At 72.2% G+C, this 26,300-nt stretch carries 22 protein-coding genes and 1 pseudogene; 17 read left to right on the top strand and 6 right to left on the bottom strand.

Annotated elements, in window-relative coordinates; genetic code table 11:
- Window position 1 precedes the first annotated feature (1 nt).
- Window positions 2–2,068: an iron ABC transporter permease gene (locus M5362_RS00150; RefSeq protein WP_260225107.1), complete on the top strand. Its 2,067-nt coding sequence runs from the start codon at window positions 2–4 to the stop codon at window positions 2,066–2,068.
- 78 nt (window positions 2,069–2,146) lie between these two features.
- Here the strand turns inward: M5362_RS00150 and M5362_RS00155 are convergent, their stop codons facing one another.
- Window positions 2,147–4,537 (bottom strand): excinuclease ABC subunit UvrA, encoded by a 2,391-nt coding sequence (locus M5362_RS00155; RefSeq protein ID WP_260225108.1) that lies wholly within the window; start codon window positions 4,535–4,537, stop codon window positions 2,147–2,149.
- A gap of 153 nt (window positions 4,538–4,690) precedes the next feature.
- The gene (locus M5362_RS00160) at window positions 4,691–5,047 is read right to left on the bottom strand and encodes a VOC family protein (protein ID WP_260225109.1); all 357 of its coding nucleotides are present in this window, start codon (window positions 5,045–5,047) and stop codon (window positions 4,691–4,693) included.
- A 449-nt stretch (window positions 5,048–5,496) separates the two neighbouring features.
- Here M5362_RS00160 and M5362_RS00165 point away from each other — a divergent pair.
- The 4 genes and pseudogenes from M5362_RS00165 to M5362_RS00180 all read left to right on the top strand — a co-directional run.
- Window positions 5,497–5,772, top strand: a pseudogene (locus M5362_RS00165) (EamA family transporter); the annotation flags it as partial.
- Window positions 5,773–5,854: 82 nt separating this feature from the next.
- Window positions 5,855–6,937, top strand: a complete 1,083-nt coding sequence (locus tag M5362_RS00170) for a sugar ABC transporter substrate-binding protein (RefSeq protein WP_260225110.1) — start codon at window positions 5,855–5,857, stop codon at window positions 6,935–6,937.
- A gap of 131 nt (window positions 6,938–7,068) precedes the next feature.
- The gene (locus M5362_RS00175) at window positions 7,069–7,848 is read left to right on the top strand and encodes an ATP-binding cassette domain-containing protein (protein ID WP_260225111.1); all 780 of its coding nucleotides are present in this window, start codon (window positions 7,069–7,071) and stop codon (window positions 7,846–7,848) included.
- Complete coding sequence (locus M5362_RS00180) at window positions 7,845–9,146, top strand: sugar ABC transporter permease (RefSeq protein ID WP_260225112.1); 1,302 nt, start codon at window positions 7,845–7,847, stop codon at window positions 9,144–9,146. Before M5362_RS00175 ends, M5362_RS00180 begins: the two co-directional genes overlap by 4 nt.
- A gap of 19 nt (window positions 9,147–9,165) precedes the next feature.
- Here M5362_RS00180 and M5362_RS00185 read toward each other — a convergent pair whose 3' ends face one another.
- Window positions 9,166–10,083 (bottom strand): oxidoreductase, encoded by a 918-nt coding sequence (locus tag M5362_RS00185; RefSeq protein ID WP_260225113.1) that lies wholly within the window; start codon window positions 10,081–10,083, stop codon window positions 9,166–9,168.
- Between the two features lie 197 nt (window positions 10,084–10,280).
- Here M5362_RS00185 and opcA point away from each other — a divergent pair, with 197 nt between their 5' ends.
- Window positions 10,281–11,201, top strand: coding sequence for a glucose-6-phosphate dehydrogenase assembly protein OpcA (gene opcA / locus M5362_RS00190; RefSeq protein WP_260225114.1), 921 nt, complete (start codon window positions 10,281–10,283; stop codon window positions 11,199–11,201).
- Window positions 11,202–11,285: 84 nt separating this feature from the next.
- On the opposite strand, the gene M5362_RS00195 is transcribed toward opcA, so the two are convergent.
- Window positions 11,286–12,476, bottom strand: a complete 1,191-nt coding sequence (locus M5362_RS00195) for a 4-hydroxybenzoate 3-monooxygenase (RefSeq protein WP_260225115.1) — start codon at window positions 12,474–12,476, stop codon at window positions 11,286–11,288.
- Between the two features lie 153 nt (window positions 12,477–12,629).
- Between M5362_RS00195 and M5362_RS00200 the strand changes: the two genes are divergently transcribed.
- Window positions 12,630–14,543 carry an IclR family transcriptional regulator C-terminal domain-containing protein gene (locus tag M5362_RS00200; RefSeq protein WP_260225116.1) on the top strand — a complete coding sequence of 638 codons (1,914 nt, stop codon included), beginning with the start codon at window positions 12,630–12,632 and terminating at the stop codon, window positions 14,541–14,543.
- Between the two features lie 112 nt (window positions 14,544–14,655).
- On the opposite strand, the gene M5362_RS00205 is transcribed toward M5362_RS00200, so the two are convergent.
- Window positions 14,656–15,114, bottom strand: coding sequence for a MarR family winged helix-turn-helix transcriptional regulator (locus M5362_RS00205; protein WP_260225117.1), 459 nt, complete (start codon window positions 15,112–15,114; stop codon window positions 14,656–14,658).
- 140 nt (window positions 15,115–15,254) lie between these two features.
- On the opposite strand from M5362_RS00205, the gene M5362_RS00210 reads away from it, so the two are divergent.
- The 10 genes from M5362_RS00210 (at window position 15,255) to M5362_RS00255 (ending at window position 23,965) form a co-directional block, all read left to right on the top strand.
- Window positions 15,255–16,007 (top strand): CoA transferase subunit A, encoded by a 753-nt coding sequence (locus tag M5362_RS00210; protein ID WP_260225118.1) that lies wholly within the window; start codon window positions 15,255–15,257, stop codon window positions 16,005–16,007.
- A complete protein-coding gene (locus M5362_RS00215) occupies window positions 16,004–16,753 on the top strand; it encodes a CoA transferase subunit B (RefSeq protein WP_260225119.1) in 750 nt (249 codons plus the stop codon). Before M5362_RS00210 ends, M5362_RS00215 begins: the two co-directional genes overlap by 4 nt.
- Before the next feature lie 17 nt (window positions 16,754–16,770).
- A complete protein-coding gene (gene pcaH, locus M5362_RS00220; RefSeq protein WP_260225122.1) occupies window positions 16,771–17,541 on the top strand; it encodes a protocatechuate 3,4-dioxygenase subunit beta in 771 nt (256 codons plus the stop codon).
- 6 nt (window positions 17,542–17,547) lie between these two features.
- Entirely contained in the window at window positions 17,548–18,114 is a 567-nt protein-coding gene (gene pcaG / locus M5362_RS00225) for a protocatechuate 3,4-dioxygenase subunit alpha (protein ID WP_260225123.1), read from the top strand.
- Window positions 18,111–19,451, top strand: a complete 1,341-nt coding sequence (pcaB, locus tag M5362_RS00230; protein ID WP_260225124.1) for a 3-carboxy-cis,cis-muconate cycloisomerase — start codon at window positions 18,111–18,113, stop codon at window positions 19,449–19,451. The genes pcaG and pcaB overlap by 4 nt, the downstream gene beginning before the upstream one ends.
- Entirely contained in the window at window positions 19,448–20,593 is a 1,146-nt protein-coding gene (pcaD, locus tag M5362_RS00235) for a 3-oxoadipate enol-lactonase (RefSeq protein WP_260225125.1), read from the top strand. The genes pcaB and pcaD overlap by 4 nt, the downstream gene beginning before the upstream one ends.
- Window positions 20,594–20,752: 159 nt before the next feature.
- Window positions 20,753–21,493, top strand: coding sequence for an amino acid ABC transporter ATP-binding protein (locus M5362_RS00240; RefSeq protein WP_260225127.1), 741 nt, complete (start codon window positions 20,753–20,755; stop codon window positions 21,491–21,493).
- A gap of 39 nt (window positions 21,494–21,532) precedes the next feature.
- On the top strand, window positions 21,533–22,375 hold the full coding sequence (locus tag M5362_RS00245; protein WP_260225128.1) for a glutamate ABC transporter substrate-binding protein: 843 nt from the start codon (window positions 21,533–21,535) through the stop codon (window positions 22,373–22,375).
- 13 nt (window positions 22,376–22,388) lie between these two features.
- On the top strand, window positions 22,389–23,054 hold the full coding sequence (locus M5362_RS00250) for an amino acid ABC transporter permease (RefSeq protein WP_260225129.1): 666 nt from the start codon (window positions 22,389–22,391) through the stop codon (window positions 23,052–23,054).
- Window positions 23,051–23,965 carry an amino acid ABC transporter permease gene (locus M5362_RS00255; protein ID WP_260225130.1) on the top strand — a complete coding sequence of 305 codons (915 nt, stop codon included), beginning with the start codon at window positions 23,051–23,053 and terminating at the stop codon, window positions 23,963–23,965. The genes M5362_RS00250 and M5362_RS00255 overlap by 4 nt, the downstream gene beginning before the upstream one ends.
- A gap of 64 nt (window positions 23,966–24,029) precedes the next feature.
- Here M5362_RS00255 and M5362_RS00260 read toward each other — a convergent pair whose 3' ends face one another.
- A complete protein-coding gene (locus M5362_RS00260; protein WP_260225131.1) occupies window positions 24,030–26,135 on the bottom strand; it encodes an MMPL family transporter in 2,106 nt (701 codons plus the stop codon).
- Between the last annotated feature and the right edge of the window lie 165 nt (window positions 26,136–26,300).

Consider the following 26,300-nt stretch of genomic DNA (forward strand, 5'->3'; position numbering starts at 1 on the left):
CATGGCCGTCACCGCACCTTCCTCCGCCACCATCCCGTCGGCGGCCGCGTCCCGGACGGGCGCGGCCGCGGTGACGGCCGTACTGATCCTCCTCGTCGCGGGCTTCGCGCTCGTCGACATCACCCAGGGCACGGCCTCCGTCGGCGCCTCCGAGGTCTGGAAGGCGTTCACGGGCCGGGCCGACCCGTCCGACGCCTCCGTCGTCGTCGCCTCGCGCCTGCCGCGCATGGCCGCCGGACTGCTCGTCGGCGCCGTACTCGGCATGGCGGGCGCCGCCCTCCAGGCCGTCAGCCGCAACGTGCTCGCGTCGCCCGACACCCTGGCCGTGAACGCCGGCTCCTACCTGGCACTCGGCCTGGCCGCCGTCAGCGGCGTCTCGCTCCCGCTGTTCGCCTCCTCCGGTGTCGCGTTCGTCGGCGGACTCGCCGCGGCGGCCGTCGTCCTGGGCCTCTCCGGCCTCGGCGCGGGCACCGTCCGGCTCGTGCTCGCCGGCAGCGCCCTCACCCTCGGACTGACCGCCATCACCGAGGGGCTGCTCCTGCTGTTCCCGCAGCAGACGGAGGGCCTCTTCGCCTGGAACCAGGGCAGCATCGCGCAGAACGGCTTCGACGGTGTCCTGCAGATGGCGCCGCTCGGACTCCTCGGCCTCGTCGGGCTGCTGCTCATCTCCCGCAGGGTCGACGCGCTCGCGCTCGGCGACGACGCCGCCCGCGGCCTCGGCGTGTCCGTGCGCGGCACCCGCGTCACCGCGGTCGTGCTCGCGTCGCTGCTCTCCGCGGCGGCCGTGACGCTCGCCGGACCGGTCGGCTTCGTCGGCCTCTGCGCCCCCGCGATCGTCCGGCCCCTCGTCCGCCGGTTCCGCGCCTTCTCCCGCGCACGGGCCGGACTTCCGGTGGCGGGCCTCGCCGGCGCCGGCCTCGTCCTCGGCTCGGACGTGCTCCTTCGGACACTCGTGCCCGCGGACACGGCCGTCGCCGTGCCGACCGGTGTCGTCACCAGCCTCGTGGGCGCCGTCTTCCTGATCGTGATGGCGACGCGGGTCCGCGACACGGCCGGCGCCGCCGCGACCGACCGCCTGCGCATCAGGAGCCGGAAGGTCTTCCTGGCCACCACGGCCGTACTGACGGTGGCGCTCGTCGGCGTGGCCATCGCCGCCGTACTGCTCGGCGACAGCAAGCTGCTCCTCGGCGACGTCATGAACTGGGCGCAGGGCCGGGCGGGCCAGACCGTCGGTTTCGTCCTCGACACCCGGGTGCCCCGGGTCCTCGCGGCCCTCTCGGCCGGCGCCGCCCTCGCCCTGGCCGGAACGCTCGTCCAGGCCGTCACCCGCAATCCGCTCGCCGAGCCCGCGACGCTGGGCGTCTCCGGCGGCGCCGCGCTCGGCGCCGTACTCCTCGTCACCACCACCCCGCTCGCCGCGTCGTGGAGCGTGGCAGGTGCCGCCTTCCTGGGCGCCGCGATCAGCTCGGTCGTCGTCTTCGGGCTCGCCGCCCGCGGTGGCTTCCAGCAGAACCGGCTCGTCCTCGTCGGCTTCGGCGTCGCCATCGGCACGGCCGCGCTCATCAGCCTGCTGATCGTCCTCACCGACCCGTTCAACGCGACCAAGGCCCTCACCTGGCTGTCCGGTTCCACCTACGGGCGGACCATGCCGGACGTGCTGCCCCTGTCGGCCGTCCTCGCCGTCGGCGTGGTCGCCGCGGTCCTGCGGCGCACCGAGCTCGACCTGCTGTCGCTCGACGAGGACACGCCACGGCTCCTGGGCCTCGGCGTCGCGCGCGGCCGGCTCGGCTTCCTCGTTCTGAGCGTCCTGCTCAGCGCCACCGCCGTCGCCGCCGCGGGCACGATCGGCTTCGTGGGCCTCATCGCCCCGCACGCGGCCCGTGCCCTCGTGGGCAGGCAGCACGCGCGCGTGGTGCCGGTCGCGGTCCTCCTCGGCGCCGTACTCGTCGGCACCGCGGACCTCGTGGGCCGTACGGTGATCGCGCCGGCCCAGCTCGGCGCCGGCATGATGACCGCGGTGATCGGCACGCCGTACTTCCTCTACCTGCTGGTCCGCAGCCGCCGCTGACGCCTGACCGGCCCGCACGGACGCGAGCCCCGTCACCGCCGCGAGGCGGCGACGGGGCTCGCGCCCGTCACGGCGCGCTCAGGCTCCGACGTAGGCCGCGAGGTGCTCGCCGGTGAGGGTGGAGCGGTCGGCGACGAGCTTCGCGGGCGTCCCCTCGAAGACGATCCTGCCGCCGTCGTGGCCCGCGCCGGGACCGAGGTCGATGATCCAGTCGGCGTGCGCCATGACCGCCTGGTGGTGCTCGATCACGATGACCGACTTGCCCGAGTCGACGAGCCGGTCGAGCAGACCGAGCAACTGCTCGACGTCGGCGAGGTGGAGACCGGTGGTCGGCTCGTCGAGGACGTAGACACCGCCCTTGTCGGCCATGTGGGTGGCCAGCTTGAGCCGCTGGCGCTCGCCCCCGGACAGGGTGGTGAGCGGCTGGCCGAGCGTCAGGTACCCGAGCCCGACGTCCGCGAGCCGCTCCAGGATCCTGTACGCGGCCGGCGTGGCCGCCTCGCCCTCGCCGAAGAACTCCTTGGCCTCGGTCACCGACATCGCGAGCACCTCGCTGATGTCACGGCCGCCGAACCGGTACTCGAGCACCTCCGCCTGGAACCGCTTCCCCTCGCAGTCCTCGCAGGGAGTGGCGACACCGGCCATCATCGCGAGGTCGGTGTAGATGACCCCGGCGCCGTTGCAGGTGGGGCACGCGCCCTCGGAATTGGCGCTGAACAGCGCCGGCTTGACGCCGTTGGCCTTCGCGAACGCCTTGCGGATCGGGTCGAGCAGACCCGTGTACGTCGCCGGGTTGCTCCGCCGCGAGCCGCGGATCGGCGTCTGGTCGACCGACACCACGGACTCGCCGGTCGGAAGCGACCCGTGCACCAGCGAGCTCTTGCCGGAGCCGGCGACACCCGTGATGACGACCAGGGCGCCGAGCGGGATGTCGACATCGACGTTCCGCAGGTTGTTCGCCGTCGCACCCCGGATCTCCAGCGCGCCGGAGGGCGTACGGACCGACTCCTTGAGGGCGGCCCGGTCGTCGAGGTGACGGCCGGTGACCGTGTCGCCGGCCCGCAGCCCCTCGACCGTCCCCTCGAAACAGACGGTGCCGCCCGCCGTACCGGCGCCGGGGCCGAGGTCGACGACATGGTCGGCGATCGCGATCGCCTCGGGCTTGTGCTCCACGACGAGGACCGTGTTGCCCTTGTCGCGCAGCCGCAGCAGCAGGTCGTTCATCCGCTGGATGTCATGGGGGTGCAGACCGATGGTCGGCTCGTCGAAGACATAGGTCACGTCGGTGAGCGCGGAGCCGAGGTGCCGGATCATCTTGACGCGCTGGGCCTCGCCGCCCGACAGCGTGCCCGCGGGCCGTTCCAGGGAGAGATAGCCGAGACCGATCTCGACGAACGAGTCGAGGGTCCGCTGGAGCGCGGCGAGCAGCGGCGCCACCGACGGCTCCTTCAGAGCGCGGACCCATTCGGCGAGGTCCCTGATCTCCATCGCGCAGGCGTCGGCGATGCTGATCCGCTTGATCTTCGACGACCTGGCCCCCTCGCTGAGCCGGGTGCCGTCGCACTCCGGACAGGTGGTGAAGGTGACCGCCCGCTCCACGAACGCCCGGATGTGCGGCTGCATCGCCTCCTTGTCCTTGGAGAGGAAGGACTTCTGGATCTTCGGGATCAGCCCCTCGTAGGTGAGGTTGACACCGTTGACCTTCACCTTGGTCGGCTCGCGGTAGAGGAAGTCCTGCATCTCCTTCTTGGTGAACCGGCGGATCGGCTTGTCCGGGTCGAGGAAGCCCGACTCGGCGTAGATCCCCACGGTCCACACGTTGTCCGACTTCCAGCCGGGGATGGTGAACGCGCCCTCCGCGATGGACTTGGAGTCGTCATAGAGCTGGGTGAGGTCGATGTCGGAGACCTTGCCCCGCCCCTCGCAGTGCGTGCACATGCCGCCGGTGCGCTCGAAGGTCGCCTTCACGGTCTTGGTTCTGGCGGCACCGCGGTCGACGGTGAGCCCGCCGCTCCCCCGGACCGAGGCGGTGTTGAAGGAGTACGCGCTGGGCGGCCCGATGTGCGGCTTGCCCAGCCTGCTGAAGAGGATGCGCAGCATCGCGTTGGCGTCGGTGGCGGTGCCGACGGTGGAGCGCGGGTCGGCGCCCATCCGCTGCTGGTCGACGGTGATCACCGTCGTCAGACCGTCGAGGACGTCGACCTCGGGGCGGGCGAGGGTCGGCATGAAGCCCTGGACGAAGCTGCTGTACGTCTCGTTGATCAGCCGCTGCGACTCCGCGGCGATCGTGTTGAACACCAGCGAGCTCTTGCCCGAGCCGGAGACTCCGGTGAACACCGTCAGCCGGCGCTTCGGGATCTCGATGCTGACGTCCTTGAGGTTGTTCTCCCGCGCGCCGTGCACGCGGATCAGGTCGTGGCTGTCGGCACCGTGCGGCGCGGGCGACTGCGCGCCCTTCCTCGTGGCCATGCTGATCGTGTCTCCATCCATGAGGCGGTGGCCGCTTCCGTGGCCTCCGTCGGTGTCGCCCGGCTCGACCCCACCGGTTTCGACCTGTACGTCTGTCGTTCTATGCCGTCGACGCCGTGGGCGGCAACGGTATTGCCGCCGGGGCGCCGTCGCTCATCGGTCCTGGACCAGGCCCAGGACGTTGCCGTCGGGGTCGGTGAAGGTGGCCACCAGACGGCCGCCGCCGACGTCGTGCGCGGGCTCCTTCAGGGTGGCGCCGGCGGCCGTGACCTCGGCGATCTTCGCCTCGATGTCGGGTACGTGCCAGTAGGCCACCGGCGAGGTCATGCCCTGCGGTCCGCCGTTCGGCACGAGCCCGATGTGCTGGCCCTCGGCGTCGAACCCGACGTAGTACTCGCTGTCGGCCTGGGGCTCGATGCCGAGCAGGGCGGCGTACACCGCCTTGGCCTTCGCCAGGTCGGACACGGGGTGCAGCACGGTCTTGATCCCCTGCGTGGACGAGCCGGTCATGGTCGCTCCTGAGGTCGTGGGCCGGTCGGGACCCGGTGGTTCGGGGGGAGCCCGGATGCGTGGGCCGGGCCGGTCGCGCGGCCCGTCGGGCGCCCATGCAGCAACGCTACGTGCGGCCCGGGGCGGGCGCTTCTCGATTCCTGACCGGTCCGGCACGGGCCTCCCGACCTGGGCGGGCGGGGCCTTGCGGCCCGTCGGGTAGGCCCTCCCGACCGGCCCCGACCGGCCCCGACCGGCCCCGACCGGCCCCGACCGGCCCCGTCCGGCCCCGTCCGGCCCCGTCCGGCCCCGACCGGTCCGCGGGTCAGGGGCGCTTCCGGTCCGCGTCGGCGCGGTCGAGGTCCGGGACGTCGAGGATCGTGAGGAACGCGGTCGCCGCGGGTGTGCGGGCGGCGCGGCTCCAGACGACGTACTCGACCCGCGTCGGCGCGTCGGTGACCTCGATCGTCCTCGGCTATCTCTGGCTCGGACTGGTCGGCGGCCTGTTCGCCTTCGTCCTGTGGTTCCGCGGCCTCACCGCCCTGCCCGTCACCTCGGTCGCGGTGCTCGTCCTGCTCTCACCGCTGGTCGCCGCGGTTCTCGGCGCCGTGCTGCTCGGCCAGACGCTCGGCCCGGTTCAGCTCATGGGGTTCGCGCTCTGCCTCGGCGCGATCGTCGCCGGGCAGCTTCCGCCCGCGGGCCGCCCGAGCCGTTCACCCGCTTGCCGGTGCTCCAGTTGCAGCTAATGTCGTATTAAGGCCGCATGTGCACCCCCTGTCTCCTGCGCTCACCGGGTGAAGGGGAGGGGGCGTACGGAAGGAGCCCCCCATGACCCGCACATTGCGTGGCGCGATCGCCCTGGCCGGTGCCGCAGCCCTCTCCCTGGGCGCGGTGTCCGTGAGCGGAGCCCAGCCGGGCGCAGCGAAGCAGGAGGAAGTCAAGATCGGCCTGCTGCTCCCCGAGAGCAAGACCACGCGCTACGAGAAGTTCGACCGGCCGTACATCGAGCAGAAGATCAAGGAACTGGCGCCCGACGCGCAGATCGACTACTACAACGCGGCCGAGAGCGCGACCACCCAGCAGCAGCAGGTCAACACCGCGCTCGCCAAGGGCGACCAGGTGCTGATCCTGGACGCCGTGGACTCCAAGTCGATCCAGTCCTCGGTGCAGAAGGCCCATGACGCGGGCGTGAAGGTCGTCGCGTACGACCGCCTCGCGCAGGGTCCCGTCGACGCCTACGTCTCGTACGACAACCGCAAGGTCGGCGAGTTGCAGGGGCAGGCGCTGCTCGACGCGCTCGGTGACAAGGCCGAGACCGGCCAGATCGTGATGCACAACGGCTCGCCCACGGACCCCAACGCCGCGGAGTTCAAGGCCGGCGCGCACTCGGTTCTGGACGGCAAGGTCAAGATCGGCAAGGAGTACGACACCCCGAACTGGGACCCCAACAACGCCAACCAGCAGATGTCGGGTGCGATCAGCGCACTGGGCAAGGAGAACATCGTCGGCGTGTACTCGGCCAACGACGGCCTGGCGGCGGGCATCGCCACCGCGCTCAAGTCGGCGGGCATCAATGTGCCGTTGACGGGTCAGGACGCCCAGCTCGACGCCATCCAGCGGATTCTCCTCGGCACCCAGACCATCACGGTCGAGAAGCCGTACAAGCCGGAGGCCGACATCGCCGCCACCATGGCCGTTGATCTCGCCGAGGGCAAGGAGCTTCCCGCGTCCCTGACGCCGACGACCGTCACCAGCGGCAGCGGCCAGAAGGTCCCGGCCAACCTGTTGACCCCGATCGTCGTCGACAAGGACAACATCAAGGACACGGTCGTCAAGGACGGTCTGTACACGGTCGACGAGATCTGCACTCCCACCTACGCGCAGGCCTGCGAGGAAGCCGGCCTGAAGTAGCCGTCGCGGTGCGAGCCATGGCGACCGTGCCCGTGGGCGTGCGCGAACCGTAGCCCCGCGTGGGCGGTAGCCATGGCCGTCTCCGTACACCAGCCGTAGCCGAACGGGGGACGGGCAGGAGGCGGTCGAAGGTGCCCGACACACCTGTACTCACTCTGCGGGGGCTCTCCAAGCGGTTCGGTGCCGTCCAGGCCCTCTCGGACTTCGATCTGGAGGTCCACCCCGGCGAGGTCGTCGCGCTCGTCGGCGACAACGGCGCCGGGAAGTCGACCGCCGTGAAGGCGATCGCCGGGGTGAACCCGCCGGACGAGGGCGTCATCACCTGGGAGGGCCGCACGGTCAGCATCAACCGGCCCCATGACGCCCAGCATCTCGGCATCGCCACCGTCTACCAGGACCTGGCGCTCTGCGACAACCTCGACGTCGTCGGCAACCTCTTCCTCGGCCGTGAGCTCAAGAGCTGGGGCGTGCTCGACGAGGTCCGCATGGAACAGCGCTCGCGCGAACTGCTCGACACGCTCTCCATCCGCATTCCCAGCGTCCGGATCCCCGTCGCCTCGCTCTCCGGCGGCCAGCGCCAGACCGTGGCGATCGCCCGGTCCCTGATCGGCGAACCGAAGGTCGTCATCCTGGACGAACCCACCGCCGCGCTGGGCGTGGAGCAGACCGCCGAGGTCCTCGACCTCGTCGAACGGCTCCGCGAACACGGCCTCGGCACCATCCTGATCAGCCACAACATGGTGGACGTCATGGCGGTCGCGGACCGGATCGCCGTCCTGCGCCTCGGCCGGAACAACGGCTTCTTCGACAGACGCTCCACCACCACGGAGGAGATCATCTCCGCCATCACCGGGGCGAGCGACAGTGCCGTGACCCGCCGCCAGGCCCGTAAGAGGGAGGAGGAGCTATGAGGCGCGACCGAGGCCGCCACGACCCCTCCTTCCCGGGATCCGGCGAGGGGAACAGCCAGGGGCCGGCCCATGACGCCGTCCCCGCCGTGGACACCCGGCTGATCGTCCGGGAGGAGGGCATCAAGGGGTACCTCGGGGAGTTCAGGCGCAAGCTCCGCAGCGGTGAGCTGGGCTCCCTGCCGGTGGTCATCGCCGTGGCCATCATCTGGACGGTGTTCGGCTCCCTGGACAGCGCGTTCCTCTCGGCGCAGAACCTCTCCGACCTCAGCCAGCAGATCGTCGGCACCGGAATGATCGCCATCGGGATCGTCTTCGTCCTGCTGCTCGGCGAGATCGACCTCTCCGTCGGATCCGTCAGCGGCCTGTGCGCCGCGATCTTCGCCGTCCTGAACGTCATGAACGGCATGAACGAGTGGCTGGCGCTCCTGGTCGCCATCGCCGGCGGAGCGGCCGTCGGACTCATCCAGGGCTTCTTCTTCGCCAAGGTCGGCGTGCCCGCGTTCGTCGTGACGCTGGCCGGCAACCTCGCCTGGAACGGACTCATGCTCCAGGTGCTGGGCACCAGCGGCACGGTCAACATCCCCAGCGAGAGCATCGTCTCCGAGCTCTACTCGAAGATCTTCCACAGCCCGGCCGCCGCCTATGTGACCGCCGCCGTCGGCGTCGGGCTCTTCCTGACGGCCGCCCTCCTCGACGCCAGGCGCCGCCAGAGGGCCAGGGTGCCGTACCGGCCGATCGCCGAGATCGTGATCCGTACGGTCGTCATCGGCGCGATCGCCTTCGCCGCCGCCTACATCCTCAACCAGTACCAGGGGCTCCCGCTGGCCCTCCTCATCTTCCTGGTCCTGCTGGTCGTCGTGGACTTCGTGCTCCGCCGCACCACGTACGGACGTCAGATCTTCGCCGTCGGCGGCAACATCGAGGGCGCGCGCCGGGCCGGTATCAGCGTGGCGTTCATCCGGATGACCGTGTTCTCGATCGCCGGCACCATGGCGGCGGTCGGCGGTCTCTTCCTCGCCGGGCAGATCCAGTCCGCGAGCCAGACCTCGGGCGGCGGCAACCTGCTGATGAACGTCATCGCCGCCGCCGTCATCGGCGGCACCAGCCTGTTCGGCGGCCGCGGCTCCGTCTGGTCGGCCCTGCTCGGCGCGCTGGTGATCGGGTCGATCCAGTCCGGCATGAACATCATGGGCGTCAGCAACGCCGTCCAGTTCATGATCACCGGAGCGGTCCTGCTGGCCGCGGTGGTCGTCGACTCGCTGTCCCGGCGCAGCCAGAAGGCCGCGGGGCGCGCCTGAGGAACGGCCAGGAGCGGTCCTACGCGACGCCGCCGCGCCGGTGCAGGGCGTCCAGGGCGGCCAGTTCGTCCTCGGTGAGCCGCAGCGCGCCCGCGGCGACGTTGGCGGTCAGGTGGTCCGGGTCGCCGGTGCCGGGGATCGCGAGCACGTGCGGCCCCCGGTGCAGCGTCCACGCGAGCCGCACCTGCGTCGGGCTCGCCCCGTGCGCCCGGGCGACGGCGAGCACCTCGCCGTCCGCCGCGCCCTGGGATCCGGCCTCGCGGCCCGCTCCGGCGATGGAGTAGAAGGGCACGTACGCGATGCCCTGCTCGCCGCACTCGCGGACGAACGCGTCGTGGTCGGGCCGTACCCCGATCCCGTACTGGTTCTGTACGCAGACCACCGGGGCGATCGCCCGGGCCTCGGCCACGTGGTGGGGGTGGACGTTGGAGAGGCCCAGGTGGCGGATGAGCCCGGCCGCGCGCAGCTCGGCCAGCGCCCCGAAACGCTCGGCGATCGAGTCGGTGCCGACGACGCGCAGGTTCACCACGTCGAGGTGGTCGCGGCCGAGCTGGCGCAGGTTCTCCTCGACCTGCCCCCGCAGCTGTCCGGGGGTGGCGTGGGGCATCCAGTGTCCCGACGGGTCGCGGCCCGGCCCGACCTTGGTGGTGATGACCAGATCGTCCGGGTAGGGGCCGAGGGCCCGGTTGATCAGTTCGTTGGCGGAGCGCAGCGGCGAGAAGTAGAACGCGGCGGTGTCGATGTGGTTCACCCCGAGTTCGACCGCCCGGCGCAGGACGGCGACGGCCTGGTCCCGGTCGCGGGGCGTGGCGGCCTCGATCAGTGCCTCTCCGGTCTGGGGGAGGCGCATCGCGCCGAAGCCGATGCGGTTGACCGTGAGGTCGCCGAGTGTCCAGGTGCCCGAGGCGGTGGCGGTGATCGTTTCCGTGGTGGTCATGCCGATGATGATCTCCCCGAGCGGGCCCGGAGCGCCAGGCTCGGCGGTCGTTCCGTAGGGGAGCTCCTCGCGCCGCCGTCGCGTACACGGGTTCCGTACGGAGGTACCGGCGAGTGGGGCGGGACCGCCGTCGCCCGCGTAGGCTCAGGGAGAAGGCCGCAGCGATCACACGGCGACGGAGGGAACGGGCGCGGGCCATGAAGATCGATCTCACGGACACCACATCCAGCAAGATCAACAAGGCGATCGTCGAGGGCCGCCGGGCCGTCGGCACCCCCGCCGTCGGCATGGTGCTCACCCTTGTCATCGTCACCGACGAGGAGAACGCCTACGACTCGCTGAAGGCCGCCACCGAGGCCTCCCGCGAACACCCCTCCCGCACCCTCGTCGTCATCAAGCGACACGCCCGCCAGCCCCGGCGGCGCCAGGACGACCGCCTCGACGCGGAGGTCCGCGTCGGCAGTGACGCCGGGTCGGGGGAGACCGTCCTGCTCAGGCTGTACGGCGAACTCGGCGCCCGCGCCGACTCCGTGGTCCTCCCGCTGCTGCTCCCCGACGCCCCCGTCGTCGTCTGGTGGCCGGTCGACGCCCCCGAGGTCCCGTCCAAGGACCCGCTCGGCACGCTTGCCCAGCGCCGGATCACCGACGCGTACGCCGTCGAGGACCCCCTCACCGCGCTCGACGTCCGCGCCGCCTCCTACGCCCCCGGCGACACCGACCTCGCCTGGACCCGGCTCACCCCGTGGCGCTCGATGCTCGCCGCCGCCCTCGACCAGGCCCGGGCGACGGTCGTCTCTGCCGCCGTGGAGAGCGAGGCCGACAACCCCAGCGCCGAACTGCTGGCCCGCTGGTTCGAGGACCGGCTGCGCGTCCCGGTCGAACGGGTCGTCACGGACGGGCCGGTCGTCACCGCCGTGCGCCTCGGCACGCCCGACGGCGAGATCCGCATCGACCGGCCCGAGGGCCCGGTCGCGAGGCTGTCCATCCCCGGCCAGCCCAGCCGTGTCCTCGCCCTGAAGGTCCGCACGACCGCCGAACTGATCGCCGAGGAACTGCGCAGGCTCGACCCCGACGAGGTGTACGCCTCGGCGCTGAGGGCCGCCGCGGTGGCCGCGTAGCGGCCGCGGCCGACAGCCTCGCGGGGCCTTTGACTGGCGCGAGCGGGGCCCTCGCATGCCTCGCGGGGAAGCGCGGGGCTCCGCTCAGGTCTGCGGGTCGAGCGGCAACCCCACGTAGTTCTGGGCCAGTTCGGCGGCCGCGTGCCGAGAACTCGCGATCCGGTCGAGCTGGGACAGCTGGAGCCGGGTGTCGAAGCCGGACTGCGCCGGGTCGCTGTGCAGCGTCGTCGTCATGAAGTACGAGAAGTGCTCGGCGCGCCACACCCGGCGCAGGCACGCGTCGGAGTAGCCGTCGAGCAGCTCGGTCGAGCCCGTCGCCGCCAGGTGGGCGAAGGCCCGCGCCAGGACGATCACGTCGGCGGCGGCGAGGTTGAGCCCCTTCGCGCCGGTCGGCGGGACGATGTGCGCCGAGTCCCCGGCGAGGAACAGCCGCCCGTACCGCATCGGCTCGGTCACCGAACTGCGCATCGGCAGCACCGACTTCTGGGTGACCGGGCCTCGCGCGAGCCGCCACCCGGGGGCTTCCCCGAGCGCGAAGCGGGCGTCGAGTTCGTCCCAGATCCGGTCGTCCGGCCAGTCGGCCGGGTCGGTGCCGTTCGGTACCTGGAGGTAGAGCCGGCTCACCGTGGGCGAGCGCATGCTGGCCAGCGCGAAGCCACGCTCGGAGTGGGCGTAGATCAACTCCTCGTACACGGGCGGGGCTTCGGCGAGGATGCCGAGCCAGGAGTACGGGTACGTCCGCTCGTACGTCCTCCGTTCACCCTCCGGGACGGCCGTGCGCGCCACGCCGTGGAAGCCGTCGCACCCGACCACGTAGTCGCAGGTCAGGGTCTTTTCGCGGCCCTCGTGGGCGTAACGGATCACCGGGCGGTCCGTGTCGACGCCCTCCACCGACCGCACCTCGGCCTCGAACAGCAGCGGTCCGCCGTCGGCGAGCTGAAGGCCGATCAGGTCCTTGACCACCTCGGTCTGCGCGTAGACCCAGACCCGGCGGCCGTCGGTCAGGGAGGGGAAGTCGACCCGGTGCGCACGTCCGTCGAAGCGCAGCTCGATGCCGTCGTGGGGGATGCCCTCGGCATCCAGACGGGAACCCGCCCCGGCGGCGCGCAGGGCGTCGACGGTGGCTTGTTCGAGGATCCCGGCGCGCTGCCGCCGCTCGACGTACGCGCGGTCGCGGGACTCCAGGACCACGCTGTCGATCCCCGCGCCGTGCAGCAGGCGGGCGAGGAGCAGCCCGGAGGGACCGCCCCCGACGATCCCGACGGTGGTGTGCATCAGGCCTCCATGTTCGTATAGTGAAGAAAACTTCACCGTAGAGTGGGCCGAGTCTGCGCCTGCCGTGCCCGGCTGTCAACGCCCGCGTGGACGCGTCGGACCCCTCAGCCGTCCGTCCTCTACGGTGTCCCCGAGATCCGTCAGGGAGAGTCCATGCCACCGACCGAAACCCCTCCGGCGCCGGACGCCGGAGCGTCGGCGGCCGTGCCGCCGGAGGCCGTCGCGCCGCTGATGCGCGGCCTCATGGTGCTGCGCCGGCTCACCGACGCCGACGGGGCCCTCAGCCTCAGTGAGCTGGAGCGCACCACGGGCCTGGCCCGCTCCACCGTCGACCGGGTGACCGGCACGCTCGCCCGCATGGGATACGTACGGCTCGACGGCCGTGACGTCTTCCTCGCACCCCGGCTCATGGAGCTGGGCAACGTGTACCTGGCCGCCCTCGGGCTTCCCGCGCTGCTCGGCGGCCCCGCAGACGCGCTCGCGGACGAGCTCGACGAGTCGGTCTCCCTCGCGGTCGCGGACGGCGACGGCATCCGCTTCGTCCACCAGGCGACCCGCCGGCGCGCGATGTCCCTCAGCTTCCGCATCGGCGACCCGCTCCCCGCCGAACGGACCGCCCCGGGGGCGTTGTTCGCGGTGCGCTGGACGGAGACGGAGTGGGAGCGGTGGCGGGCGCGCCGGACGGCCGATCCGGGGAACGCCGGCTTTCCCGCCGTACCGCCCGGTGCCGGGCCGGACGAGAAGGAGTTCGCCGCGCGCGCGGCGCGGGCGGGCGAGCGGGGCTGGGCCCTGGACGACCAGCTGATCGAGCCCGGCCTGGTCGCGCTGGCCCTGCCCGTACGGGACGGGGAGGGCGCCGTGGCCTGCGTGGCCAGCGTGGTCAGCCACACCAGCCGCCACAGCGCGGACTCGCTGCGCGAGGCGATGCTGCCGCGCCTGCGGGGAGCGGTCGCGGACTGGGAGGAGCTGCTGAAGCGACACGCCGCCGAGGTCGCGACGCGGCGGGCGGCGACCGGAGACGCACCTCGCGGCGGATCACGCGCCCGGGGCGGCACCCACCCGCGGAGCCCCGACCCGGCTCCCTCGGAGGCCGGCTCACCGGGTCTCGACGGGGGCTCGCCGCAGGCGGCCTCGCGGGGCGCCCGCCCCGGGACGCCGCCGGAGCCGACCGGTCTCCAGGCCCTCGTGCCGCTGGGCGCCACCGCGCCGGAGCCGCCCGGCGGCGCGGGCGGAACGGCCTCCGCCGGTCTCGCCGACTGGACCCACGCCTCGAAGCAGGAGCTCGGGCGCGGGTTCATCGAGTCCCTCGCCCGGGGGCTCACCGTCCTCACCGCCTTCGGCGAGGGCCGGGCCGCGCTGCCCCTGACCGCCGTCGCCGAGGCCACCGGGCTCGCCCGGGCCACCGCCCGGCGCGCCCTGATCACCCTGGAGCATCTCGGACACGTCGCCGCCGAAGGGCGGCTCTTCCGGCTCACCCCCCAGGTCCTCGCCCTCGGCTACCCGTACCTCTCCCGGATGCCGCTCCCGCAGATCGCCGCCCCCCACCTGGCGGAACTCTCGCGGCGCGTCCACGACTCGGCGTCCCTCGCCGTGCTCGCGGGCCATGACGTCCGCTACACCGCCCGGGTCGCCACCCGCCGGATCATGAGCGTCCACATCACGGTCGGCACCCGGTTCCCGGCCCAGGCCACCTCGCTGGGCCGGGTGATGCTCGCCGATCTGCCGCCCGAGGCCCGCGCCGAGTGGCTGGCGGACGTCGAGCCGCAGGCGCTCACGCCGCGCACCGTCACCTCGGGCACGGAACTCGCCGCCGTTCTGGAGCGCGTACGGCAGCAGGGGTACGCCCTCGTCGACGAGGAGCTGGAACAGGGGCTGCGCTCCATCGCCGTACCGGTGCGCGACCGCACGGGGGCGGTCGTGGCGGCCGTCAACGTCGCCATGCACAGCAGCCGGCGCACGGTCGAGGAGTGCGTCGGCGAGGTGCTGCCCGAGCTGCGCGCCGCGGTCGCCCGGATCGAGGACGACCTGCGCACGGCGGGACGCTTCGCCCACGTACCGGAAGCCTGAGCAGCCCGGGGGCCCCATGCCCCAGGCGGCCCCACGGCCCCGGGAGGACCCAAGGCCCCGGTGGTCAGGCAGCCAGGCCGTCAGGCAGCCAGGCCGTCAGGCTGTCATGCCGTCAGGAGGGCACCGGCTCCGACGGGTCGCGCAGGCGCTCCGCCGCGTCCGACACCCGCTGCATCAGGCTCATGAACTGCGTCTGCTCCTCGGACGAGAGCGGGGCGAGGAAGACCTGGTTCATCCGCGCGGTACGCACGGTCAGCCGGCGGTGCGTCCGCTGCCCTTCCTCGGTCAGGCGCAGCAGGAAGCGCCGACCGTCCTCGGGGTCGCGCACCTTGTCGAGCAGGCCGCGGCGGGTGAGCCGGCTGACGACCTCGGCGATGGTCGAACGGTCCAGGCCCACGCGCTCGCCCACGGTCCGCTGGTCGAGGCCGGGTTCGGCGGTCAGCGCGTTGAGGACGCCGAACTGCGGAGAGGTGATCTCCTCCGAGACCATCGTCGTCCACAGCAGGTGGTGCGCCTGCTGGAGCCGCCGGGCCAGGTGCCCGGGATGGGTGGTCAGATCCACCGCGGCCATCGTCTGCCTCCGGTTGCGTTCGTGGGGGTACTGAACGATACGCGCCCCGCTCCGGGCGCCTATTGACGCTCGCCGGTACCGATGCCAGCATGACGGCATCGGAAGATGCTCAGTGCACTGACTAATTCGGAGGCTCTCGAATGGACAAGGTGGTCCCCACCGCCGCCGAGGCGGTGGCCGACGTCGGGGACGGGGTCTCGCTCGCCGTGGGCGGATTCGGCCTCAGTGGCGTACCGAACGTCCTGATCGACGCCGTCCACCGACGCGGTTCCGGGGGACTGAGGGTCGTCTCGAACAACTGCGGAGCCATGGACTCCGGCCTCGCCGTCCTGCTTGCCGCCGGGCGCATCGCCCGGGTGACGGGCTCGTACATCGGCGCGAACAAGGAGTTCGCCCGGCAGTACCTGGCCGGTGAGCTGGAGGTCGAGCTGATCCCGCAGGGCACACTCGCCGAGCGGCTCCGCGCCGGAGGCTCCGGGATCCCCGCCTTCTACACCCCCGCGGGGGTGGGCACCCAGGTAGCCGACGGAGGCCTGCCCTGGCGCTACGACGGGGAGGGCGGCGTCGCCCTCGCCTCGCCTCCGAAGGAGCTACGGGAGTTCGACGGCGTCGCGTACGTCCTGGAGCACGGCATCCGCACCGACTTCGCGCTCGTCCGGGCGGCCCGCGGCGACCGCCACGGAAACCTGGTCTTCAACAAGTCGGCGCGGAACTTCAACCCCCTTGCCGCGATGGCCGGCAAGGTCACGATCGCCGAGGTCGAGGAGCTGGTCGAACCGGGCGAACTCGACCCGGACGCCGTGCACGTCCCCGGCATCTTCGTCCAGCGCGTCGTCGCCCTCACCGCGGAACAGGCCCGCGAGAAGCGGATAGAGAAGAGGACCACGCGATGAGCTGGACCCGCGAGCAGATGGCGGCCCGGGCCGCGCGCGAGCTGAAGGACGGTCAGTACGTCAACCTGGGCATCGGACTGCCGACCCTGATCCCCAACCACCTCCCCGAGGGGGTGGAGGTGGTCCTGGAGTCGGAGAACGGGATCCTCGGCACGGGCCCGTTCCCCACCGAGAACGAGGTCGACCCGGACCTCATCAACGCGGGCAAGGAGACCGTCACGGTCCTGCCCGGAGCCTCCTACTTCGACTCCGCGCTCTCCTTCGCGATGATCCGCGGCGGCCACATCGATGTCGCCGTGCTCGGCGCCATGCAGGTCTCCGCCCGCGGCGACCTCGCCAACTGGGCCGTACCGGGCAAGCTCGTCACCGGCATCGGCGGAGCGATGGACCTCGTCCACGGAGCCCGGACCGTCATCGTCGTGATGACCCACACCGCCAAGGACGGCACCCCGAAGATCGTGGAGGAGTGCACCCTCCCGCTGACCGGCCGGGGCTGCGTCGACCGGATCGTCACCGACCTCGGCGTCCTCGACGTGACCGACGACGGCCTCGTCCTCACCGAGACCGCGCCCGGCGTCGACCCGGCGGACGTCCTCGCCCGGACGGCCGCCACGGTCCGCCTCGCCCCAGGAACACGCCCCCACGACGCCCCGCACGACCCACCCACCGACGTCCCGTTCCCCGGCGCCCCGGACACCGGCACCCCGCTCCCCGACACCCCGCTCCCCGACGCCCCCGCCCGCTGACAGACCCGGGAACCCACATGGCCCTCACCCAGTCGGACATCGACACCGAGATCGACGAGCTGCAGCACGCCTACGACAAGGAACGGGCCGCCGGCGCCCCACCCCGCAGCCACCCGGCCCGCGACTACGCCCCGTACCGCAGCTCCCTGCTCCGCCACCCCCGGCAGCCGCTCGTCGCCGTCGACGGGGGCGACCCCGAGACCGTGGAGCTCGCCGGCCCGGTCTTCGGCCCCACGGACATCACCGAGACCGACAACGACCTCACCCGGCAGCACGCCGGCGAGCCCCTCGGCGAGCGGATCACCGTCTCGGGACGCCTCCTCGACCGGGCCGGCAGGCCCGTGCGCGGCCAGCTGATCGAGCTGTGGCAGGCCAACGCCTCCGGCAGGTACGCCCATCTGCGCGACCAGCACCCGGCCCCGCTCGACCCGAACTTCACCGGTGTCGGCCGTACCCTCACCGACGACAAGGGCCGCTACACCTTCACGACCGTCAAGCCGGGCGCGTATCCGTGGCGCAATCACGCCAATGCCTGGCGCCCCGCCCACATCCACTTCTCCGTCTTCGGCACGGCGTTCACCCAGCGGCTCGTGACGCAGATGTACTTCCCCGGCGACCCGCTCTTCGTCCACGACCCGATCCTGCGCTCGGTCACCGACCCGGCCGCACGCGAACGGCTCGTCGCCCGTTACGACCACGCGCTGTCGCGGCCCGAGTTCTCCCTCGGCTACGCCTGGGACATCGTCCTCGACGGCCCCTCCGCCACCTGGATCGAAGAAGGGCGCTGAACCCCGATGACGCCGCTCCCGACCCCCTCCCACACCGTCGGCCCGTTCTACGGCTACGCCCTGCCCTTCCCCGAAGGGGAGCGGATGGCGCCGCACGGCCACCCGGACCGGATCGTCCTGCACGGCCACGTGTACGACGGCGCGGGCGCCCCCGTCCCCGACGCGCTCCTCGACTTCTGGCAGGCCGCCCCCGACGGCTCCCTCGCGGGTGCGCCCGGGTCGATGCGCCGCGACCCCGTCACGGGAGGCCATCTCGGCCGTAACGGAACCGACTTCACCGGCTTCGGCCGCGTCGCCACGGACGCCGACGGCCACTACGCGCTCTCCACGCTGCCGCCCGGCAACACCGGCCTGCCGTACATCAGCGTCTGCGTCTTCGCCCGCGGGCTGCTGCACCACCTCTTCACCCGCGCGTACCTGCGCGACGGCGCCGACATACTGCTCGACTCACTGCCCGCCGAGCGCCGCGCCACGCTGGTGGCCCGGCCCGACGAACGGGCCGCGCCCCGCACGTACCGCTTCGACATACGCCTCCAGGGCGAGGGCGAGACGGTCTTCCTGGAGTTCACATGACCTCCGACGCCACCGACGTCGGCCTCCTCGCGCCGGGGCGCGCCGGCGGCCCGGCCGAGGCCGCGACCGGGGACACCGCGTTCCTGCGGGCCCTGCTCGACGCGGAGGCGGCCCTCACCCGCGCCCAGGCCGCCGTCGGACAGGCGCCGTCCGAGGCCGCCGACGCAGTCACCACCGCGGCCGGCGGCGCCCGCTTCGACGCGCGCGACATCGCGCTGCGCGCCCGGGCCGGCGGCAACCCCGTCATCCCGCTGGTCGCGGACCTCACGGCCGCCGTGCCGGGGGAGTGGCGCGCGTACGTCCACCGCGGCGCGACGAGCCAGGACATCATGGACACCGCGACGATGCTGGTCGCGCGCCGCACCCTTGACCTGGTCCTGGCCGACCTCGGACGTACGGAGTCGGCGCTGGCCGCGCTGGCCGCCGCGCACCGGGAGACGGCCATGCCCGGCCGCACCCTCACCCAGCACGCCGTGCCCACCACCTTCGGCCTCAAGGCGGCCGGCTGGCGCGCGCTCGTGCTCGACGCGCGCGACCGGGTCCGTACGGTTCGGGACTCCCTGCCGGCCCAACTCGGCGGCGCCGCCGGGACCTTGGCCGCCTTCGACGCGTACGGCGGAGGCGCCGCGGGGAGTACCGGCCGGCTGGTGGCCGCCTACGCGCGGGAGACGGGCCTCGCGGAGCCCGCGCTGCCCTGGCACACCCTGCGCACCCCGGTGGCCGACCTCGCGGGAGCCCTGGCCTTCACCGCCGGTGCCCTCGGGAAGAGCGCCGTCGACGTCCTCACCCTCTCCCGGACCGAGATCGCGGAGCTCACGGAAGGGGCGGGCGGCGGCTCCTCCGCCATGCCGCACAAGGCGAACCCCGTGCGTGCCACGCTCGTCGCCGCGGCCGCACGGCGAGCCCCGCACCTCGCCGCCACGCTGTACGGTTCGCTGGCCGCCGAGGACGAGCGGCCGGCCGGGGCGTGGCACGCCGAGTGGGAGCCGCTGCGCGAACTGCTCCGTGTCGTCGGCGGCGCGGCCCGCGACGCCGCCGAACTGGCGGAGGGGCTCAGGGTCCACGCCGACGTCATGCGCCGACACCTCGGCCTCACCGGCGGGTTGATCGTCTCCGAGCGGCTCTCCGCCGCTCTCACCCCCGTCCTCGGGCGCGCCCGTGCGAAGGAGCTCCTCACCGAACTCGCCCGGCGCACCCGCGCCGAGGGCCGAACTCTCGCCGAACTACTCGCCGAGACAAAGGAGTTGAAGGAACTCGACCTCGACGGGCTCACCGACCCCACCCGCTACACGGGCTCCGCCCGAGCCCTGACCGACCGCGCCCTGGAGCGACCATGACCCCCACCCCAGCGCAGTACGCGGGGCTGCACCACCGCGTCGAGGGGCCGGCCACCGCGCCCGTGCTGATCCTCGGCCCCTCCCTCGGCACCTCCACCGCCCTCTGGGACGCGGTCGCGCCCGAACTGTCGGTCACCCACCGGGTCGTGCGCTGGGACCTGCCCGGCCACGGAGGCTCGCCGGCCTCCCTCATCGGCCCCGGAGCGACCGTCGCCGACCTGGCCCGTCTCGTACGCGACCTCGCCGACGCGCTCGGCGCCGACCGTTTCTCGTACGCCGGGGTCTCGCTCGGTGGCGCGGTCGGCCTGCACCTCGCCGCACACCATCCCGAACGCGTGGAACGGCTCGCGGTCCTCTGCTCCTCCGCCCACTTCGGCCCGCCGCAGAACTGGGTGGAGCGCGCGGCGACCGTACGCCGCGAGGGTCTCGCCGCACTATCGGAGTCGGCCGACGCCCGCTGGTTCACCCCCGGCTTCACCGTGCCGGGGCTCGTGGAGGACCACCGGAGGGCCGACCCCGACGCGTACGCCGCCTGCTGCGACGCGCTCGCCGCCTTCGACCTGCGGGAGCGGCTCTCGTCGATCACCGCGCCCACGCTCCTCGTCGCCGGCCGCGAGGACCCGGCGACCCCGCCCGCGCAGCTGCGGGAGATCGCCGACGCGGTCCCCGGCGCGGCGCTCACCGAGATCCCGGGGGCCTCGCATCTGGCGCCGGCCGAACGGCCCGAGGCCGTGAGCGCCGCGCTGCGCGGCCACTTCGCGGGCGGCGGCGCGAAGCGGGGCATGGAGGTCCGCCGCCAGGTGCTCGGCGACGCGCACGTGGACCGCGCGCAGGCGGCTCAGACGGCCTTCACCGCTCCGTTCCAGGACTTCATCTCCCGCTACGCCTGGGGCGAGATCTGGACGGACCCCACCCTGTCGCGGCGCGAGCGGAGCATGGTCACCCTCACGGCGCTGGTGGCCCACGGCCACCTCGACGAGCTGGCGATGCATGTCCGGGCTGCCCGCCGCAACGGACTCACGCCGGAGGAGATCGGAGCCGTCCTGCTCCAGACCGCGGTCTACTGCGGCGTTCCGGCCGCCAACGCGGCCTTCGCCGCGGCCCGGCGCGTCCTGGAGGAGGAGACCCCGCCCGGGGAGTGACCGGGACCGCCCGGCCGCGGCGGACCGAGCCGGCTCGACGTGACAATCGTTTTCATCATGTTCTGATTCCACCCCTCCGAAGCGCCCGGCGTGCAGTACACGGGCCAAGGGCGGAGCATGAACGTGAGGAGGGTGGGGGCGGCGAACCAGGAGGCTGCCATGCCCGACGCGCTCGTCGTTCTGAAGGACGTCGACAAGCACTTCGGCGAACTCCATGTGCTCCAGTCCATCGACCTGACCGTCGGCCGTGGCGAGGTCGTCGTGGTCATCGGCCCTTCCGGCGGCGGGAAGTCGACCCTCTGCCGGGCCATCAACCGCCTGGAGACCATCGACTCCGGCGAGATCGTGATCGACGGCAAGCCGCTGCCCGCCGAGGGTCGCGAGCTCGCCGCCCTCCGCGCCGACGTCGGCATGGTGTTCCAGTCGTTCAACCTCTTCGCGCACAAGACCGTGCTCGAGAACGTCACCCTCGGCCAGGTCAAGGTCCGCAAGAAGGACAAGAAGGCCGCCGAGAAGCGGGCCCGCGAGCTGCTCGACCGCGTCGGGGTCGCGTCCCAGGCCGACAAGTACCCCGCGCAGCTCTCCGGCGGCCAGCAGCAGCGCGTCGCGATCGCCCGGGCGCTGGCCATGGAGCCGAAGGTCATGCTCTTCGACGAGCCGACCTCCGCGCTGGACCCCGAGATGATCAACGAGGTACTGGAGGTCATGCAGCAGCTCGCCCGTGACGGGATGACCATGGTCGTCGTCACGCACGAGATGGGCTTCGCGCGCTCCGCAGCCAACCGCGTGGTCTTCATGGCGGACGGCAGGATCGTGGAGGAGACCACACCCGACCAGTTCTTCAGCAATCCGAGCAGCGACCGCGCCAAGGACTTCCTCTCGAAGATCCTGCACCACTGAACCGCGGCCGTCGCTCACAGCAGCCCCAGGGGTGATCACATGAACCCGCGCAAGCTCACCAAAGCCGTGGTGGCGGCCGCCGCCGCTCTCGCCCTCTCCTTCTCCCTGGCCGCCTGCGGCGGCGACGGCGGGAACGGGTCGAGCGGTGACGACGAGAAGATCACCGTCGGTATCAAGTACGACCAGCCCGGCGTCGGGCTGAAGACGCCGGACGGCACGTACACCGGCTTCGACGTCGACGTGGCGACCTATGTGGCCCAGCAGCTCGGCCGCGATCCCGGCGACATCGAGTGGAAGGAGGCCAAGAGCGCCGACCGCGAGACGATGCTGGAGCGCGGCGACGTCGACTTCATCGCGGCCTCGTACTCGATCAACGACGAGCGGGAGAAGAAGGTCGACTTCGCCGGCCCGTACCTCCTGGCGCACCAGGACGTGCTGATCCGCGCGGACGACAACTCCATCACCAAGCCCGAGGACCTGAACAACAAGAAGCTCTGCTCGGTCACCGGTTCCACGTCCGCGCAGAACGTCAAGGACAAGATCGCCCCCGACGCGCAGCTCCAGGAGTACGGCGGCTATTCGGAGTGCCTCACCGGCCTGGAGAACGGCGTGATCGACGCCGTCACCACCGATGACGCGATTCTCGCCGGCTACGCCTCGCAGCCCGAGTTCGAGGGCAAGTTCAAGCTCGGTGGCTTCGAGATGAGCAACGAGAACTACGGAATCGGCGTCCAGGAGGGCAGCGAACTCAAGCAGCAGATCAACGACGCCCTCGAGAAGATGGTCGCCGACGGATCCTGGGACGAGGCCGTGAAGAAGAACTTCGGACCGGCGGAGTACCAGAACGAGCCCGCGCCGGAGGTCGGCGTCGTCGTCAAGTGAGCGGCAGGCCGACGTGTTCGACTTCCTCGAAGGGTACGACCTGCTGGGAGCCTTCTGGGTGACGGTGCAGCTCACCGTCTACTCCGCGATCGGCTCCCTGATCTGGGGGACGCTGCTGGCCGCCATGCGCGTCAGCCCCGTCCCCCTGATGCGGGGCTTCGGCACCGCCTACGTCAACATCGTCCGCAACATCCCCCTGACGGTCATCATCGTCTTCACCTCGCTCGGTCTGTTCCAGACGCTCGGCGTCAACATGGGTGCGGAGGACTTCACCACCATCAACTTCCGGCTCGCCGTGCTCGGACTGACCGCGTACACCTCCGCGTTCGTCTGCGAGGCGGTGCGTTCCGGCATCAACACCGTGCCCCTCGGGCAGGTCGAGGCGGCCCGCGCGATCGGGCTCAACTTCCCCCAGGTGCTGCGCCTGATCGTGCTGCCGCAGGCCTTCCGCTCGGTGGTCGGCCCCCTGGCGAACGTGTTGATCGCCCTCACCAAGAACACCACCGTGGCCGCGGCCATCGGCGTCGCCGAAGCCGCCCTGCTCATGCGGGAGATGATCGAGAACGAGGCCCAGCTCATCCTCATCTCGGTGATCTTCGCGGTCGGCTTCATCTGCCTCACGCTGCCCATGGGGCTGCTGCTCGGCTGGGTGAGCAAGAAGGTGGCGGTGAAGCGATGAAGACCAAGCCCACCGTCCTCTACGACGTCCCCGGACCGGGTGCGAAGCGGCGCAACGTCCTCTACACCCTGCTGTTCCTGCTCGGCCTCGGCGTGCTGATCTGGTGGGTCCTGACCACCCTCGCCGACCAGGGGCAGCTCGACTGGGCCAAGTGGTCCCCCTTCTTCACCGACCCCCGCACCTGGACCACGTTCCTGCTGCCCGCCCTGAAGAACACGCTCGTCGCCGCCGCGCTCTCCGTGGTCATCGCCCTGCCCGTCGGGGCTCTCCTCGGCATCGGCCGGCTCTCCGACCACCGCTGGATACGTGGCGTGGCCGGGACGATCGTGGAGTTCTTCCGCGCCATCCCGGTCCTCATCCTGATGCTCTTCGCCAACGCCGCGTACTCCGAGTTCACCGACATCAGCCCGGAGAGCCGGCCCCTCTACGCGGTCGTCACCGGTCTCGTCCTCTACAACGCCTCGGTCCTGGCCGAGGTGGTCCGGGCCGGCATCATCTCCCTGCCCAACGGCCAGACCGACGCCGCCAAGGCGATCGGCATGCGCAAGGGCCAGACCATGACGTACGTCCTGCTGCCCCAGTCGGTGACCGCGATGCTCCCGGCACTCGTCAGCCAGCTGGTCGTCATCGTCAAGGACACCGCGCTCGGCGGAGCGATGCTCGGCTTCTCCGAACTCCTCGCCTCCGTGCGCCCGATGAGCGCCAACTACGGCGCCAACACCATCGCCAGCTTCACCGTCGTCGCCGTCATCTTCGTGATCCTCAACTTCGCGCTCACCACCTTCGCCGGATGGCTGGAGCGCAGGCTGCGGCGCGCGAAGAAGTCGACCGGCGCGGTCGTCGGCGCCGACGCGGTGGAGGAGCTCGCGACCCCCGGCGAACACGTCGGACCCACCGACAGGACCAGGTGACCGGCGGGCCCGAGGATCTCCGCGGGCGCGCCGCCCGGCTCCCGGAGCCGGGCGGCGGCGTCGGTCAGACGGGGGCGGAGTCCGGTTCCGGGCGCCGGCTGAGCGCGCCGGGCCACCATGCGTGGCGGCCGAGGTCCCGTACGAGCGCGGGGACCAGCAGCGACCGGACGACGAGCGTGTCCAGCAGGACGCCGAACGCGACGATGAAGGCGATCTGCACCAGGAACGCGAGCGGAATGACGCCCAGCGCCGCGAACGTGGCGGCCAGGACGACACCGGCGGAGGTGATGACGCCGCCGGTCGCGGTCAGCCCGCGCAGGACGCCCTCGCGGACCCCGTGGCGCACCGACTCCTCCCGTACCCGGGACATCAGGAAGATGTTGTAGTCCACGCCGAGGGCGACCAGGAACACGAACCCGTAGAGCGGCACGGACGAGTCCGTGCCGGTGAAGCCGAAGACGTGCTGGAAGACCAGGGCCGAGACCCCGAGCGTGGCCACGAAGTTGAGGGCCACCGTGGCGACCAGCAGCAGCGGAAGGAGCAGGGAGCGGAGCAGGCCGACGAGGATGACCAGGATGATGGCCAGCACCACCGGGACGATGAGCATCCGGTCGCGCTCGGCGGTCCGCTGGGTGTCGTACCGCTGTGCGGTGTAGCCGCCCACCAGGGCCTCCGCCCCCGGGACCGCGTGCACGGCCGTACGGAGCCGGGCGACGGTGTCCTTGGCCGCGTCGCTGTCGGCGGCGTCGGCCAGGGTGACGTCGATCCGGACCCGCCCGTCGACGACCAGGGGCGCCCCGGCCCCGGGGCGCCCGGAGGCGGTGACGGCGGTGGCGGAGTCCACGCCCTCGACGGCCTCGGCCGCGGAGACCACCCTGGCCAGGGTGCCGGCCTCGGTGATCACGACGGCGGGGTTGCCCGCCCCGCCGGGGAAGTGACGGCCCAGGGTCTGCTGTGCGGCGACGGAGGGGGCGTCGTTCACGAAGATCTCGTCGAGCGGGACACCCCTGGAGTCGAGGGCCGGGGCGAACGCGGCGCACGCGAGGAGGCCGGCGAGGGACGCCGCCCACACCTTGCGCGGCGCACGGTCCACCAGCGCGGCGACCCGGCGCCAGATACCGTGGCCGCCGGCCTCGGACTCCGAGGACCGCGGCTTGGCGGGCCAGTACGCGGCGCGGCCGAGCAGGACCAGGACGGCCGGGAGGAAGGTCAGGGCGCTCAGAACGGCGCAGACGATGCCGATGGCCCCCACGGGTCCGAGAGCCCGGTTGTTGGTCAGATCGCTGAACAGCAGCGCGAGCAGGCCGAGCGCCACCGTGGCCGCGCTGGCCGTGATGGGTCCGACGGACTGGCGCAGCGCGGCGCGCATCGCCGGGACGCGGTCCCCTGCGCGGAGGGCGAGCTCCTCCCTGTACCGGACGGCCAGGAGCAGCGCGTAGTCGGTGGCGGCCCCGATGACCAGGATCGACAGGATGCCCTGCACCTGGCCGTCCACGCGCAGGACGCCGTGGTCGGCGAGGACGTAGACGACGGCGCAGGCGAGTCCGAGCGAGAACACCGCGCCGAGGATGATCACCAGGGGCAGCAGCACGCTGCGGTAGACGAGCAGCAGGATGAGCAGCACCGTCACGAGGGCGACCACGAGGAGCAGCCCGTCGATGCCGGCGAAGGCGTCCGAGAGGTCGGCCTGGGTGGCCGCGGGACCGGCGAGCCAGACGGTCGTCCCGGGCACCGTGGAAGCCGCCCGGTCGATCGCTCCGAGCGTGGGGGTCAGCTCCTCACCGAGGTCCGGGCGGAGCTGGACGACACCGCGCAGGGCCTCGCCGTCCTCGGAGGGCAGAGCCGGGGACGGTGTGCCGACGACGCCGGGCAGTTCGGTGAGCGTGGCCAGCGCGCGGGTCGCCGCGGACCGCTGTCCGGCGTCGATCGGGCCGCCGCCGGGGGAGGTCCAGACGACGAGCGCGGGGAGCGTCTCGTCCTGCCGGAACGCGCGCTGGGCGTCGATCACCCGGGTGGATTCGGCGCTGCGCGGGAGGAAGGCGGCCTGGTCGTTGGTGGCGACCTCGCCGAGCTTTCCGGCGTACGGGCCGAGGCCGCCGCCGACGGCGAGCCAGACGACGAGCAGGACGAGGGGCAGCAGACGGCCGGCCCATCGTGTGGGGCTGGACATACGGACTCCAGGCGGGTAGCTCGAAAGTATCTCAAGTGCAAAGAATCTTAATGATTGAGAGAGATTGAACCATGCGCGTACGGCCACGGAGGCAGGGGGCACGTGAGGGTAGGGAGACGCCCCGCTCGGACGCCTCTTCCGACGCGCGGCCACGCGCGGATGCAC

It is taken from the genome of Streptomyces sp. Je 1-79 (genome assembly GCF_025195125.1).
In the GTDB taxonomy this organism is placed as follows: domain Bacteria; phylum Actinomycetota; class Actinomycetes; order Streptomycetales; family Streptomycetaceae; genus Streptomyces.